We start from the raw sequence: 13,778 nt of genomic DNA on the forward strand, positions 1-13,778 counted from the left end.
TCATCGTGGCGCACATGATCTCCCGTCACGGTACGGAAGCGCAGAAGCAGCATTTCCTGCCCCGGATGGCGACCGGCGAGGTCCGCGGCTCGTTCTCGATGTCGGAACCGGATCTGGGTTCGGACGTCGCGGCGATCAAGACCCGCGCCCGCCGCGACGGCGACGACTACGTCATCGACGGCGCGAAGATGTGGCTGACCAACGGCGGTTCCTCGAACCTGATCGCGCTGCTGGTGAAGACCGACGAGGTGCCTGCCGGCGGAGCCGGCGATCAGACAACTGTGAAGGCGCACGATCGACTCACGACGTTCCTGGTCGAGAAGCCGTCCGGCTTCGGCGAGGTGCTTCCGGGCCTGACGATTCCGGGCAAGATCGACAAAATGGGCTACAAGGGCGTCGACACCACCGAAGCGGTGTTCGACGGCTTCAAGATCGGCGCCGACAAGGTCCTCGGCGAGGCCCCGGGCAAGGGCTTCTCGTACATGATGGACGGTGTCGAGGTCGGCCGGGTGAACGTCGCGGCGCGCGCGTGCGGGATCGCGATCCGGTCCTTCGAGCTGGCGATCGCTTACGCCCAGCAGCGTTCGACGTTCGGCAAGCCGATCGCGCAGCACCAGGCGATCGCGTTCAAGCTCGCGGAGATGGCGACGAAGGTCGAGGCCGCGCACCTGATGATGGTGAACGCGGCGCGGCTCAAGGATTCCGGCGCCCGCAACGACGTCGAGGCGGGGATGGCGAAGCTGATCGCCAGCGAGTACTGCGCCGAGGTGACCCAGGAAGCGTTCCGGATCCACGGCGGTTACGGCTACTCCAAGGAATACGAGATCGAGCGGCTCATGCGCGAAGCCCCGTTCCTGCTGATCGGCGAGGGCACCAGCGAAATCCAGAAAACCATCATCAGCCGGGGCCTGCTGCGGGATTACCAAGCCTGACGCCGAGCCCGCACTCAGCGCGGAGTGAGCACCACTGCCGGAATCTCGCGTTCCGTCCAGTCCTGGTACTGCTGAAATCCGCGTGGTCGTCGCCGGACCGCAGGTGCCGCAGCGGGTGGTGAACAGCCGCCCGGGCTTGCGGCCGCAGTGGTCCAGCAGCAGGGTCGGGGCAGGTTTGCGAAAGCCCGCTCCGGTCCGGCGGCCGCGTCGATCCCGCGATCGCCGCCGCGCTCGACGAACTGCAGGCCTCGTCCCCGCGCTGCTCGCCGGATGACCCAAGGTGTGCGCTCTTCTCCGGTCTCCGGCTTTGCACCGGCGGCATCGGCCGCCGGTGCGCGCCATGGCGGGCGTGGTCGCCCGCGAACGACTCGGCACCTGCGGGGTTCCGCATCGGCGGTCACGCTTGCCGGTAGATCGGGCCGCGTTCCACGACCCGGAGCAACAAATCCTCGTCGATGTCCTCGGCGATCTGCACCGTCCTGGGTTGTTGGCCGGTGTAGCCGAGCAGCTCGCGCACCGTTCGGTTCGTGTAGTAGCTGCCCGCGACCGCGAGCAGCACCGCCTGGTGCCCGGTCTCGTCGAGTTCGCTCAATTGCTTGAGGGCGACGCCGGAGGGAAGGGCGGCGGTGGCGTGCCAGGCGCGCAGGAGGTCGTCGACGAGGTCCGGCAGGACTCGCAGGACGACGTCCAGCTGGCCGGTGTCGATGCCGGCCGCGGCGGCGGACGGCATCGGGCCGGCGGCGGGGATCAGGTCGTCGGCCAATGCTCGCAGCCAGTCCCGGCACTCGTCGGGAAGAAGGCGGCCGGCGGTCGCGGTCATGGGTGGCTCCGATCAGGCGGGGACGGGCTGGTTCCGGCGGTTCGCGATGAGATGTTCCGTCGCGCGCAGGGCGAGCGCGGCGATGGTGCTGGTCGGGTTGACGCCGCCGGAGGTGACGAACACGCTCCCGTCCACGACGTACAGATTGGGGATGTCGTGGGACTTCCCGTACTCGTCGACCACCGACGTCGCCGGGTCGTCGCCCATCCGCGCGGTGCCCAGGAGATGCCACCCGGAGTAGCGCATGAGCGATTCGGTGGCGACGTCGGAGGCTCCGGCCGCGCGGAGGGATTCGCTGGCGCGCGCGATGTGGAAATCGAGCAGGCGGCGAGAGTTTTCGCTGACGGAATACTCGATCCGGGGTGCGGGAATGCCGGAGGAATCGGTGAGCGCACCGTCGATCGTGACGCGGTTTTTCTCGTCCGGCAGGTCTTCGCCGAAAATGCCCCAGCTGATCGTCCGGCCGAGGTGGCGCTTGACGTGTTCGTGGTGCGCTGGGCCCCAGGTCTGCTCGCCCGCGCGGGTCGGCAGGGCGGCGTTCAGCGGGCCGCCGGTCGGGGCGAGGCTCCACTTCGCACCGCGCACGAAGCCTCGGCCGTGGTCGGTTTCGTAGAACTGGTAAGAGGTGATCTTCGCGCCGACGTGTCCTCGCCAGCTTTCCAGGTCTTCGTCGAAGCAGCCGGTGACGTTGGCGAACGGGTGCACCATCAGCCGCCGCCCGAGCAGGCCGCTGGAATTGCCGAGTCCGTCCGGATGCGCGGAGGTGGCCGAATTGAGCAGGATCCGCGGGGTTCCGACGGCGTTGGCGGCCATGATCACCACGCCGGCGCGGACGGCGTGCCACGAACCGTCGGGGAGCACGTACTCGGCGCCGGCGGCGAGTCCGTTGCCGGACATCAGGATCCGGGCCACGCGCGCCCCGGTCAGCAGCCGCACGCCGCCCGCGACCGCGGCCGGCCAATGGGTGAGGTCGGTCGACGCCTTGGCTCCTTCCGGGCAGCCTTGCATGCACGATCCGAATTGGACGCACGGACGCCGGCCCTGGTGCGGGGCGGACAGCACCGCCTGCGCGGCCGGCCACCAGTGCCACCCGAGCTTGTCGTGCGCCTTCGCCATCCTCGCGCCGATCCGGCCGATCGGCAGGGGCGGAAGCGGGGGTTCGGCGCCGTCCGGGTAAGCCGGGTCGCCGCCGGCCCCGGACACCCCGAAGGCGACGTCCGTGCGTTCGTAGAACGGTTGCAGGTCCGCATAACGCAACGGCCAGTCGTCGGCTACGCCGTCGAGGGAGCGCACGCGGAAATCGGACGGCAGCAGCCGCGGCCAGTCGCCCGCGTAAAGGATCATGCTCCCGCCGACCCCGGCGTACATCAGCGGCGCGACCGCGGACCGGCTGTCGTCGATCGGGTAGTCGGCGGGGTTCTGCCGCACGTTCGGGCTCGCTGACCACTGTTTGCGCGCTTCGAGTTCGTAGGTGTCGCGCTGGGCGGGGTAATCCGCCCGGTCCGGCCAGTCGCCCTGTTCCAGGCAGACCACGTCGAATCCGGCCTTCGCCAGCGCTCCCGCCGCGACTCCGCCGGACGCACCCGCGCCGATGACCAGGACGTCGGCTTCTTCCATGGGATTCCTCTCGCACACCGTCGTTGGTAAGCGCTTTCCGGGAACCGTACGAGCTGTGCTGCCCGGACGCAAGAGGGTGTTCGGTCCGGCTGTCCGGAGGCTGAGCGCGCGACGACCGGTTACCGGCGGGTGCTGTCGCGGAGGACGACTTCGCCTCGGACGCGGTGGCGGCGGGGAGCGTCCGCGTGGTCGTCGAGGGCGAGTTTCACCGCCTCCGCGCCCATGTCCGTCATCGGCAGGCGGACGGTGGTGAGGGCGGGCACGACGTCGCGCAACGGGCTGATGTCGTCGAATCCGGCGATGCCGAGGTCTTCGGGGACTCGCAGGCCGGCTTCGCGCGCGGCGGCGAGCGCGCCGAGCGCCATCACGTCGTTGACCGCGAACAGGCAGTCGACCGGCGGGCGTCCTCCGGTTCCCTGGAGCAGCGCACGCGTCGCTTCGTAGCCGCCGGCCCGCGTGAAGTCGCCGGGGATCTGGTGCTCTGCCTCGGGTTCCGCGCCGTGCTCGGACAGTCCGAAGCAGAATCCCTCGGCGCGGTCGCGCGCGGTGAGCAGTGAAGGCGGACCGGTCAGCACCGCGAACGTCCGGTGTCCGGCGCGGTGCAGGGCGTCGGCGAGCGCGGCCGCGCTGAGCCGGTTTTCGACGACGACGGTGCCGATGCCGAGCCCGTCCTGGCCGATGCACGCGGCACGGCCGCCGCCCTGGGTGTACTTCCGCAGCAGGGCGCGCATCGGGTCGAGCAGGGCGGCGTCGTCGAGCCGCGATCCGGCGAGAATGACGGTCTGCGCGCGCTGGCGGCGGAGCAGCTCCACGTGGCGGAGTTCGGCTTCGGGGTCGCGCTGGGTGCTGGCCACGGTGACCAGCAGGCCCCGCTCGCCCGCGGCGGCGATGACACCGGCCGCGATGCTGGAGAAGTACGGGTCGGCGATGTCGTGGACGATCAGCCCGAGGGTGGCGGTGTTGCCGCGCGCCATCGCTTGCGCCTGGGCGTTGGGCGAGTAGTCGAGTTCCGCCGCGGCGGCGATGACCTTGGCCCGCAACGCTTCCTTCACCTGGCGCGTGCTGCCGTTGAGCACCCGGGACGCGGTCGCGAGCGAAACCTCGGCGCGCTCGGCGACGTCGGCGAGGGTGGCCACGCCGGCCGGCTCGGCCGGGCTGGGAGAACGTCGAGGACTCACAGCCGCGATGCTAGCGCTTTCCGGAATTCCCGGCGGCGGGCCGGGCCGGGGGCTTGACGAGGAGCGCTCGGCGAATCTAGCTTGGAAAGCGCTTTCCGCACGGCAGTGACCGTCGGGAAGGCGTTCTCTGCATCCGGCCCTGACCGGTCCGGACCGATCCGACCAGGTGTCCCAGGAGGCCCCGTGGCTCAGCGAAGCATCGGCATCATCATGAACGGCGTGACCGGGAGGATGGGCTACCGGCAGCATCTCGTCCGGTCGATCCTCGCGCTGCGCGACGAGGGCGGGGTGCCGCTGCGCAGCGGCGAGCGCGTCCAGGTCCGGCCGCTGCTCGTCGGCCGGGACGGCGCGAAGCTCGCCGAACTGGCCCGCCGGCACGACATCGCGGACTGGACCACCGATCTCGACGCCGCGCTCGGCGACAGCCAGTGGGACGTCTACGCCGATTTCCTCGTCACGAAGGCGCGCGCGGCCGCGCTCCGGCGGGCGATCGCCGCCGGCAAAGCCGTCTACGCGGAGAAGCCGACTGCCGAGACGGCACCCGAAGCTCTCGAGATCGCGGCGCTGGCCCGGGACGCGGGCGTGCCCAACGGGGTCGTGCACGACAAGCTTTACCTGCCGGGGATGAGGAAGCTGGCCCGTCTGGTGCGGTCCGGATTCTTCGGGCGGATCCTGTCGGTCCGAGGCGAGTTCGGCTACTGGGTCTTCGAGGGCGACGGGCTGCCGGCGCAGCGGCCGAGCTGGAATTACCGGGCCGAGGACGGCGGCGGCATCGTCGCGGACATGTTCCCGCACTGGAATTACGTGCTGGAGAACCTTTTCGGGGAAGTCCGCTCTGTCTACGCGCGGGCGGTGACGCACATCCCGACCCGGTACGACGAGATCGGCGCGTCGTATCCGGCCACCGCGGACGACGCCGCGTACGCGGTCTTCGAACTCGACGGCGGCGTGATCGCGCAGCTCAATTCCAGCTGGACGGTGCGCGTCGACCGCAAAGAACTCGTCGAGTTCCAGGTCGACGGCACGCACGGCAGCGCGGTCGCCGGATTGTTCGGCTGCCGGGCCCAGCACCGCGACGGCACGCCCCGTCCGGTGTGGAACCCCGACCTGGCCGACTCCCACGACTACGCCGCCGACTGGCGGGAGATCCCGGACAACGAGGTGTTCGGCAACGGCTTCCGGGCCCAGTGGGAGGAATTCGTCCGGCACGTGGTCGACGGGGATCCGCACCCCTACGACCTGCTGTCGGGCGCGCGCGGGGTTCGGCTCGCCGAAGCGGGATTGCAGAGCTCCCGGACCGGTGCGCGAGTCGAGCTCGCGCCGCTCGAGGCACCGCGGGCGATGGCGAACGGGGCAGCGAAATGACGAGGGTGACCCTGGTCGACGAGGACGCCGGCGCCACCGGACACACCTTGCGGGAAGCTCCGGCGCTCACCCGTCCCGAGGGACCGTTGCGCGCGCGAACCGCATACGCCGCGGCCCATGTCGTTCCGCGCGCGACTGCGCGGAATGTGCCGGGCGCGCCCGCGGATCTGGACTGGGACTCCACGCTGGCGTTTCGCCACCACCTGTGGTCGTGGGGTCTCGGAGTGGCCGACGCGATGGACACCGCACAGCGCAACATGGGGCTGGACGCGGCCGCGACGCGCGAGCTGATCGCTCGCAGCGCGGCCGAAGCGGCCTCGGTTGGGGGAGCGCTGGTAGTCGGAGTCAACACCGATCACCGGCCCGAGGAAACCTTGTCGCTGAGCGAAATCGTCGATGCGTACGCGGCTCAGCTCCACTACGCCGAAGACCACGGCGCGGGCGTCGTCCTGATGGCCAGCCGGCACCTCGCCCGCGCGGCGACGTCGGCGGGCAACTACGAGAAGGTGTACCGGGAGGTGCTGGCGCAGGCCGGTGCCCCGGTGATTCTGCACTGGCTCGGGGAGGCGTTCGACCGGCAACTGGCGGGTTATTTCGGGCCCGAAGCGGACGAGACGGTGCTTCGGATTGTCAACGAGAATGCCGGGAAAGTGCGCGGGATCAAGATGAGCCTGCTGGACCCGGGCCGGGAAATCGCACTTCGGGCGCGGCTGCCTCGCGGAGTCCGGCTGTTCACCGGGGACGATTACCACTACGTGAGCCTGATCGCCGGTGACCGCCAAGCGCATTCCGACGCGCTTCTCGGCGCCTTCGCCGCGTTCGCCCCGTTGGCAGCCACCGCGCTGCGCGCGCTCGACGCGGGCGACCGCGCGGAGTACCGGCGGGTGCTCGGTCCGACCGAGGCGCTGGCACGGCATGTTTTCGCCGCTCCTACCGAGTTCTACAAGACCGGTGTCTCGTTCCTGGCCTGGCTCAACGGCTACCAGCCCGCCTTCGCGATGGTGGGCGGCTTGCACGCGTCCCGCAGCCTGCCGCACCTGTCCGCATTGGTGCGCTTGGCCGACGAGGCGGGGGCGCTGGTCGATCCCGAACTGGCGGCGCGGCGGTGGACCGATTTGCTTGCCGTGCACGGCTTCGGCGTAAGGATTCCGGCATGACCGCGCATCCGCGGATGTCGCTGAACCAGGCGACGATCCGGCACGCGGACCTCGCGGCCGCGCTGCGGGTCGCTCAGCGCGCCGGCATTCCGGCGATCGGGTTGTGGCGAGAACCGGTCGCCGAGGTCGGGCTGTCGAAGGCGACCGCGATGCTGGCGGATTCGGGGCTGCGGTTTTCCAGTTTGTGCCGCGGCGGGTTCGTCACTGGGCACGATCGCGCGGCCGCGCTCGAGGAAAACCGGCGGGCGATCGAAGAAACCGCGGCGTTGGCCGATGCGGGCGCGGCGGGCTCGGCGCCGGTACTGGTGCTCGTCGCGGGCGGGCTGCCCGAGGGCGATCGCGATCTCGCGGGCGCGCGGAACCGGGTGCGGGACGCGGTGGGCGTGCTGGCGGACGACGCGGCGGCGGCCGGAGTGGCGCTCGCGATCGAACCCATGCATCCGATGTACGCGGCGGACCGGGGAGTGATCTCGACGCTGGCCCAGGCGCTCGACCTCGCCGAGCAGTTTCCCTCGGACCGGGTCGGCGTGGTGGTCGACACCTTCCACGTCTGGTGGGACCCGTGCCTCGCCGAGCAGGTCCGCCGCGCCGGAACGACCGGCCGGATCGTCTCGTATCAGGTCGGGGACTGGGTCACGCCGCTGCCGTCCGACGCGCTGCTCGCCCGCGGCCTGCCCGGCGCCGGACACGCCGATCTCGCGGCGATCTCCGGGCTCGTCGAGGAGGCTGGCTACCGGGGCGATGTCGAGGTGGAGATCTTCAACGAAGACCTCTGGCAGGACGACCCGGAGCGGGTGGCCCAGCGCGTGGTGGAATCGTTCGGCCACGTGGTGGGAGCGACGGGATGACAGCCGCGAAGAAGACGCTTCGCGTTCTCGTCGCCCCCGACTCGTTCAAAGGCTCAGTCCGCGCCGCCGAGGCCGCCCGGTGGCTCGCCGAAGGCTGGCTCGCGGAGCGCGAGCACGACGTGCTGCGCGAACTGCCCCTCGCGGACGGCGGCGAGGGCACCCTGGACACGGTGGCCGCGGCTGTGCCCGAAGCACGCCGGATGCCCGTCGTCGTGCCCGGTCCCGACGACCGTCCGGTGCGTGCTCACTGGCTCCTGCTTCCGGACGGCACCGGTGTCGTCGAACTCGCCTCCACCAGCGGTCTTGGCTTGCTCGACCGGCCGCGGCCAGCCGAGGCGCACACGCTCGGGTTCGGCCGCGCGATCGCTGCCGCCTTGGACGCCGGAGTGCGTCGGCTGCTGCTTGCGCTGGGCGGGTCAGCGTCGACAGACGGCGGGGCCGGCGTTCTCACCGCGCTCGGCGCGCGGCTGCTCGACGAGGCGGGAAGCCCGGTTCCGCCCGGCAATCGCGGTCTGGCCCGGCTGCACACCGTGGACCGGACGCGGCTTCGTCCCGTGCCGCCCGCGGGCGCGCTGGTGTTGAGCGACGTGACGAATCCGCTGTTCGGCCCGGCCGGGGCGGCGGCGGTTTTCGGGCCGCAGAAGGGCTTCTCGCCGGATGAACTGCCCGCCGCCGAACGCAATCTCCGGCAGTTCGCGGGCTTGCTGGACGCCGACCCGGCGACGGCCGGAGCCGGCGCGGCGGGCGGGACCGGGTTCGGCCTCCTCTCCTGGGGAGCGCAGCTGGCTCCGGGGAGCGAATTCCTGGGTGCGCTGTCCGGGCTTCCCGCCGCGGTCGCGGACGCGGACCTCGTCCTCACCGGCGAGGGCCGCTTCGACGCGCAGTCGCGGTCGGGAAAACTCGCCGGGCACGTCTCGGCGCTCGCCGCCGCGGCGCGGGTGCCCGTGTTCCTGGCCGCCGGGCGGGTCGCGGCGCCGGTCGCCGGTCTGTTCCAGGCCGCCGAAGACCTTTCCGAACTGGCCGGCAGCCAGGCCCGGGCGCTCGCCGACCCGGCGCGGTATCTGCGGCGCGCGGGGACCGCACTGGCCCGGCGCTTCGCCTCGGCCTGACGACCCCTGCCGCCCCGCCCGGCCGCACTCCACTCGGCCGCTTCACCCGGCCGCGCTTCACCCGACCGCCGGACCCGGTCCGCGCGGTCCCACCCTCAGCAGGAAGGACACTCATGACGATCGCCAGCGTCGACCCCGCCACCGGCGAGGTCCGCAAGAAATTCGCCGCGCACACCCCAGCCGAGGTCGAAGCCCGGATCGCCGCCGCGGACGGCGCGTTCCGGATCTTGTCCCGCGCCACCTTCGCCCAGCGCGCCGAATGGCTGCACCGAGCGGCGGACCTGCTGGAAGCAGAGGCGGACGCCGTCGCCGAGCTGATCACCGCGGAGATGGGCAAGACCCTCGAATCAGCGCGCTCCGAAGCGCGCAAGTCCGCCGCCGGAATGCGCCATTTCGCCGACCACGCGGAGCGTTACCTGGCACCGGAACGGCCGGTGGACCCGGCGACGGTCGGCGCGTCGGACCTCGTTGTGCGGTTCGACCCGATCGGCGTCGTCCTCGCGGTCATGCCGTGGAACTATCCGATCTGGCAAACGGTCCGGTTCGCCGCCCCGGCTCTGATGGCAGGCAACACCGGACTGCTCAAGCACGCTTCCAACGTGCCGCGGTGCGCGCTCTACCTGAGCGATCTGTTCGACCGCGCCGGGTTTCCGCCCGGGTCCTTTCCCGCGGTGCTGATCGAAGCGAAGGACGTCGCCCCGCTGCTCGCCGACCGGCGGATCCGGGCGGCGACGCTGACCGGTTCCGTCGCGGCCGGCTCCGCCGTAGCCGAAGCGGCCGGGCGCAACATCAAGAAGACAGTGCTGGAACTGGGCGGCACGGACGTGTTCCTGGTTCTTCCCAGCGCGGACCTGCAGCGGGCGGCCGAAGCGGCGGTCACCGCCAGGGTGCAGAACGCCGGGCAGTCCTGCATCGCCGCGAAACGCTACTACGTCCACACCGACGTCTGCGACGAGTTCACCGCCCGGTTCGTCGAAGGGATGGCGGCGACGATCGCCGGGGATCCCCGCGACCCGGGCACCACATTCGGGCCGCTCGCCACCGAACGCGGGCGGCGAGAGGTCGAAGCCCTCGTCGCCGACGCGGTCGCCAAGGGCGCGACGGTGCTGACCGGCGGCCGGACGCCGGACGGACCGGGCTTTTTCTATCCGGCGACCGTCCTTTCCGGACTGACCCCGGACATGCGGCTGTATCGGGAGGAATGCTTCGGCCCGGTCGCCTGCGTGCACCGCGTCGCCGATCTCGGCGAAGCGATCAGGCTCGCCAACGACTCCGACTTCGGGCTCAGCTCGAGCGTCTGGACCGGCGACGCGGCGGAAATCGACCGTGCGGAGCGCGAGATCGAGGCCGGGGGAGTGTTCGTCAACGGCCTCACCGCCTCGTTCCCCGGCGTGCCCTTCGGCGGGGTCAAGGACTCCGGCTACGGCCGCGAACTGTCGGCGCACGGCATCCGCGAGTTCGTCAACGCCAAGACCGTCTGGCGGGCTTGACCCGCGCCGATCTCGGAAACATCTGCCCACCCGCGAAGGAGTTTCAACGATGAAACCCGCACCGAAAATGCAGGCAGTGATGGTGCTCTACCACCTGGGCGAAGACGGCCTGTGGGAGCACCACTTGTTCGGGGCGCTGCGCCGGCACTACGGCGATGCCGAACTGTCCGGCCTGCGCGAGGACCTCATCGGGCTGTCCACCGTCGGCTGGCTGGACGTGCTCGAACACCGCAGCCATCGGGGCCATCTCTTGCGCCGCTACCGGCTCGCCGCGTCGGCGAGGCGGCTTGTCGAGTACCAGCTCGATCTTCGCCGGTACCTGCCGGTCGAACTGCCCTCGCGCACCGGGAACGCGGCATGAGCGCGCCCGAACCGGCCGAGACCGCGCTGGCCGAGCGATCGCGCCTGGCCGACGGGAAGAAAACCCGGATGGGGATGATCTACGCGATCCTCGCGGCGCCCGCCCTGGGCCTCGCCTTCGGCCTGCTGGGGTCGATCGTCTCCGCGCCGCCGTTCGACCGGCAGCAGCCGACCGGCGCGTTCGTTCTCGTGGCCGCCCTGCAGGTGCCCTTCGGCGTCCTCGCCATCGCGATCTTCCTGGTGGTCACCGGCACCTGGCGAGACGCCAGGCGGATTCTCGGGCACCGGGTCAGCTGGTGGAACCTGTTCGTCGCGGTCGGCGGATTCGTGGGCGACTTGTGCTTCGCCGCCGCCTCGGGGCTGATCGGCGGCGCCCTCGCCGGTTCCATCGGCGGCCTCGCCGGGGTGGTCGGAGCGATCATCGCGGCGGTGCTCTACCGCGAACGCATCCTCCGCGCGTCCACTCTGATCGGTCTCGCGACGCTGGCAGTCGGGATCTGGCTGGCCGTCTCCGGCGGCGAACTCGGGGCCCCGACGCACGGCTGGTACTTCGCGGTCGGTCTGCTGATCATCGTGGCCGCCGTGCTCACCTGGGGCTTCGAGAGCTTCGCCATCACCGCGGGGACCGACCTGATGCCGCCGGAGAGTTTCCTGTGGTGGCGCGCCTTCCTCGAACTGCTCATCGCCGACGTCCTGCTCGCGGTGCTGTTCCCGGAGGGCCGGCACATCGCCGCGGCCGCCTGGTCCCAGCCCCGGCTCGTAGCGATCGGTGCGGTGATCGGGCTGGGCTGGGCGATCTGGATGATCATGGGCTACTACATCGGAATCTCCTACGCCGGCGCGGTGCGCGGCGGCGTGCTGACCAACACGCTCGCGTTCTTCTTCATCGCCTTCTTCTCCCTCACCGTCTACGGCGCGCCGTTCAGCACCTACGTGATCGTCGGTTCGGCCATCACCATCGTCGGCACTCTCTTCATCGTCACCGAACCCAAAGCCCGCTTGACGCGCCTGCGTTCCTGAACGGAGAACTCATGCCCACCCGACCGTCCACATCAGACTGGCCAGACGACGACGCGCTCGCCGACGCCTACCTGCGCCGCAGCGCCCGGGCCAAGCTGCGCCGACTGTCCGGACTCATCGTCTTGTGCGCTCTCCTGCTTGCCGTGCTCGTGCTGATCTACTCCGAAGGCTGGTATTCCGGCTCCGGGGCAGGCGGAGCAGGCTGGGTGTTCGTCGGCATCGGCGTCGCGGCCGCGGCGATCGCCGCCGTCGTCATCGACATCGTCTACCGGAAGGAACTCTGAAGTCATGTCCGCATCCGAAACCGGACCCGCGCCGGTCGCCAGGGAGCTGCCGCTGCTCAACGCACGCCGTTGGGCATTGGGATTCCTCGCCTTCGCGGTGGTTCTCGCGTTTGTCTTTTCCCAGTTTTTGATCGGCTTCGCCGCGCACGCGCACTGAGCGGTGCTCTTCCGCTTGCCTGGTGATCTGTCCGGGGCTTTCCTGCGCGGCGCGTCTCCACTGCCAGCGGCGCTGAGATTCCGGTCATGACATGTCGTGCGCTGCTGCGGACCTGAACAGCACTCGTCGTTCGGGCCTGTCGCTGCTGGAGAAGGCCGCCCCTCAGGGAATTTTCGTTACACGAGCGACGGCGCGACCGCGGCCGGCCACCTTAAGCAGGCCTCGGCCGCGCACCCCGGAGCGGCGAAGGGCTGACGTCGTTCCCCTTCCCTGTCCCGGAACGGAGACCTCGCTGAAGAACAGCTCACAGGTGACCTGCCCGTGGTGACCGGGTACCTCCAGTTCGCGGCCGCGGGGAGAACCCGTCGCGGGCGGCTTGACCACGATCAGCTATCCCTCGCGGTGGGGCCCGTTCCCGGTCGGTCTGGGCGGTGACGAGATGGCACCGGGAACCGTTGGCGATGAAGGGTTTCGCGCCGTTGACCACGTCCTCGCTGGCCGCCATCTTCGGCAGCCAGCGGCCTTCTGTTCGTGCATGCTGTAGGCGTTGAGGCAGTGCGTGACGATCGTCGAGTGAATTGAGCCGTCGAACCTCGGTGCCAGCGCCTTCAGCTGCGCGCGTCGGAGATGACCGCCTCCTGCCCGAAGTCGCAGACTGCGTCGCCGCAGGTTTCGGAATTCGACGCGCACAGCAAGCCCCTCGAGTGCCTTGAATAGATCCCGGATTCGGGGGAGTGGGCCAGTTCCGCGGCGGCGCGCCAGCTCCGTCCGCCCTGCTCGACAACGTGACCGGCGCACAGGCGCCGCTGCCAGGATTCGGACAATCACAAGCAGAACCCGGCGCAACCCTGTCGGCACCGACGCGGGCGGCGGAGGGTCCGGTGTCGCAGGCTGCGGCACTCGTCTGGCTTCCCGCCGATCGACGGGACTGCGCAGAACCCCCGGGGGATTCGAACTCACACCGGTTGACCTGCGGAAACGCCGTTCGAGCTCGATGCACGGCGGAAGCAGAAACTCGCTGACCTGCGAAAACAGGAAGATTCCGGGTGCCCCCGGGGCGGTTCGGACGACATCTACATCGGGAAAAATGGCCTTTGAGCTGCGGGTTTCCGCGGTGGTGGGGATTGTGAGCTGTCGTCGGGTGCGTCGGGGTGAGTCAGCGTGACCACAGAGTTGACGCATGACAGCGCAGGTGAGCATCCGAACGGAGCAGCGGTTCAAAGGTCGTGGTCGTTGCGGGTGCAGTGTGGTGCGACGGGTTTGGTGGCGTTGGGTGCGGCGTATGCGTCGTATCAGCACGGCCGGGTGTTCGCGTCGCGGTTTGGTGCTGATGCGACGACGGCGGCGATTTGGCCGTTGATTGTGGACGGTTTGTTGACGTTGGCGACGGTGGAGTTGTGGCGGGGCCAGCGGGGGGGGGGTCGCTAGCCGGGGGGGGCGG

Annotated in this window: 13 protein-coding genes and 1 pseudogene; 11 read left to right on the top strand and 3 right to left on the bottom strand. The window is 70.4% G+C overall.

Translation table 11 applies throughout. The features are described from left to right. Positions 1–932: acyl-CoA dehydrogenase family protein (locus D0D37_RS42910; protein WP_116206304.1), on the top strand; the 932-nt coding region annotated here is incomplete at its 5' end. A gap of 397 nt (positions 933–1,329) precedes the next feature. Here D0D37_RS42910 and D0D37_RS42920 read toward each other — a convergent pair. The 3 genes from D0D37_RS42920 to D0D37_RS42930 form a co-directional block, all read right to left on the bottom strand. Then, positions 1,330–1,752, bottom strand: a complete 423-nt coding sequence (locus tag D0D37_RS42920) for a hypothetical protein (RefSeq protein WP_116206305.1) — start codon at positions 1,750–1,752, stop codon at positions 1,330–1,332. Positions 1,753–1,764: 12 nt separating this feature from the next. Then, the gene (locus D0D37_RS42925; RefSeq protein ID WP_116206306.1) at positions 1,765–3,369 is read right to left on the bottom strand and encodes a GMC family oxidoreductase; all 1,605 of its coding nucleotides are present in this window, start codon (positions 3,367–3,369) and stop codon (positions 1,765–1,767) included. Between the two features lie 119 nt (positions 3,370–3,488). Continuing rightward, positions 3,489–4,547, bottom strand: a complete 1,059-nt coding sequence (locus D0D37_RS42930; RefSeq protein WP_244223878.1) for a LacI family DNA-binding transcriptional regulator — start codon at positions 4,545–4,547, stop codon at positions 3,489–3,491. Positions 4,548–4,730: 183 nt separating this feature from the next. Here D0D37_RS42930 and D0D37_RS42935 point away from each other — a divergent pair, with 183 nt between their 5' ends. The 10 genes and pseudogenes from D0D37_RS42935 to D0D37_RS47680 all read left to right on the top strand — a co-directional run. Then, entirely contained in the window at positions 4,731–5,912 is a 1,182-nt protein-coding gene (locus D0D37_RS42935; protein WP_208720540.1) for a Gfo/Idh/MocA family protein, read from the top strand. After that, positions 5,909–7,069: a DUF993 family protein gene (locus tag D0D37_RS42940; RefSeq protein WP_116206309.1), complete on the top strand. Its 1,161-nt coding sequence runs from the start codon at positions 5,909–5,911 to the stop codon at positions 7,067–7,069. The genes D0D37_RS42935 and D0D37_RS42940 overlap by 4 nt, the downstream gene beginning before the upstream one ends. Further along, a complete protein-coding gene (locus tag D0D37_RS42945) occupies positions 7,066–7,917 on the top strand; it encodes a sugar phosphate isomerase/epimerase family protein (RefSeq protein WP_116206310.1) in 852 nt (283 codons plus the stop codon). The genes D0D37_RS42940 and D0D37_RS42945 overlap by 4 nt, the downstream gene beginning before the upstream one ends. Then, positions 7,914–9,026, top strand: a complete 1,113-nt coding sequence (locus tag D0D37_RS42950; RefSeq protein WP_116206311.1) for a glycerate kinase — start codon at positions 7,914–7,916, stop codon at positions 9,024–9,026. Before D0D37_RS42945 ends, D0D37_RS42950 begins: the two co-directional genes overlap by 4 nt. A 113-nt stretch (positions 9,027–9,139) precedes the next feature. Next, positions 9,140–10,516, top strand: coding sequence for an aldehyde dehydrogenase AldH (gene aldh, locus D0D37_RS42955; protein ID WP_116206312.1), 1,377 nt, complete (start codon positions 9,140–9,142; stop codon positions 10,514–10,516). A gap of 49 nt (positions 10,517–10,565) precedes the next feature. Continuing rightward, a complete protein-coding gene (locus D0D37_RS42960; RefSeq protein WP_116206313.1) occupies positions 10,566–10,877 on the top strand; it encodes a hypothetical protein in 312 nt (103 codons plus the stop codon). Continuing rightward, a complete protein-coding gene (locus D0D37_RS42965) occupies positions 10,874–11,896 on the top strand; it encodes a DMT family transporter (RefSeq protein WP_116206314.1) in 1,023 nt (340 codons plus the stop codon). Before D0D37_RS42960 ends, D0D37_RS42965 begins: the two co-directional genes overlap by 4 nt. A gap of 11 nt (positions 11,897–11,907) precedes the next feature. After that, positions 11,908–12,180 (top strand): hypothetical protein, encoded by a 273-nt coding sequence (locus tag D0D37_RS42970; RefSeq protein ID WP_116206315.1) that lies wholly within the window; start codon positions 11,908–11,910, stop codon positions 12,178–12,180. 4 nt (positions 12,181–12,184) lie between these two features. After that, on the top strand, positions 12,185–12,337 hold the full coding sequence (locus D0D37_RS47025) for a hypothetical protein (RefSeq protein ID WP_162834756.1): 153 nt from the start codon (positions 12,185–12,187) through the stop codon (positions 12,335–12,337). Between the two features lie 1,173 nt (positions 12,338–13,510). Then, positions 13,511–13,762 (top strand): annotated as a pseudogene (locus D0D37_RS47680) (DUF2637 domain-containing protein); the annotation flags it as partial. Positions 13,763–13,778: the final 16 nt, after the last annotated feature.

Source organism: Amycolatopsis circi (assembly GCF_003385235.1).
Taxonomy (GTDB): Bacteria; Actinomycetota; Actinomycetes; order Mycobacteriales; family Pseudonocardiaceae; genus Amycolatopsis; species Amycolatopsis circi.

Excerpts from the sequence above, each read along its gene's own strand:
- D0D37_RS42945 (WP_116206310.1), top strand. The coding sequence starts at position 7,066 with ATGACCGCGCATCCGCGGATGTCGCTGAACCAGGCGACGATCCGGCAC.
- D0D37_RS47025 (WP_162834756.1), top strand. The coding sequence starts at position 12,185 with ATGTCCGCATCCGAAACCGGACCCGCGCCGGTCGCCAGGGAGCTGCCG.
- D0D37_RS42965 (WP_116206314.1), top strand. The coding sequence starts at position 10,874 with ATGAGCGCGCCCGAACCGGCCGAGACCGCGCTGGCCGAGCGATCGCGC.
- aldh (WP_116206312.1), top strand. The coding sequence starts at position 9,140 with ATGACGATCGCCAGCGTCGACCCCGCCACCGGCGAGGTCCGCAAGAAA.
- D0D37_RS42960 (WP_116206313.1), top strand. The coding sequence starts at position 10,566 with ATGAAACCCGCACCGAAAATGCAGGCAGTGATGGTGCTCTACCACCTG.
- D0D37_RS42950 (WP_116206311.1), top strand. The coding sequence starts at position 7,914 with ATGACAGCCGCGAAGAAGACGCTTCGCGTTCTCGTCGCCCCCGACTCG.
- D0D37_RS42925 (WP_116206306.1), bottom strand. The coding sequence starts at position 3,369 with ATGGAAGAAGCCGACGTCCTGGTCATCGGCGCGGGTGCGTCCGGCGGA.
- D0D37_RS42940 (WP_116206309.1), top strand. The coding sequence starts at position 5,909 with ATGACGAGGGTGACCCTGGTCGACGAGGACGCCGGCGCCACCGGACAC.
- D0D37_RS42970 (WP_116206315.1), top strand. The coding sequence starts at position 11,908 with ATGCCCACCCGACCGTCCACATCAGACTGGCCAGACGACGACGCGCTC.
- D0D37_RS42920 (WP_116206305.1), bottom strand. The coding sequence starts at position 1,752 with ATGACCGCGACCGCCGGCCGCCTTCTTCCCGACGAGTGCCGGGACTGG.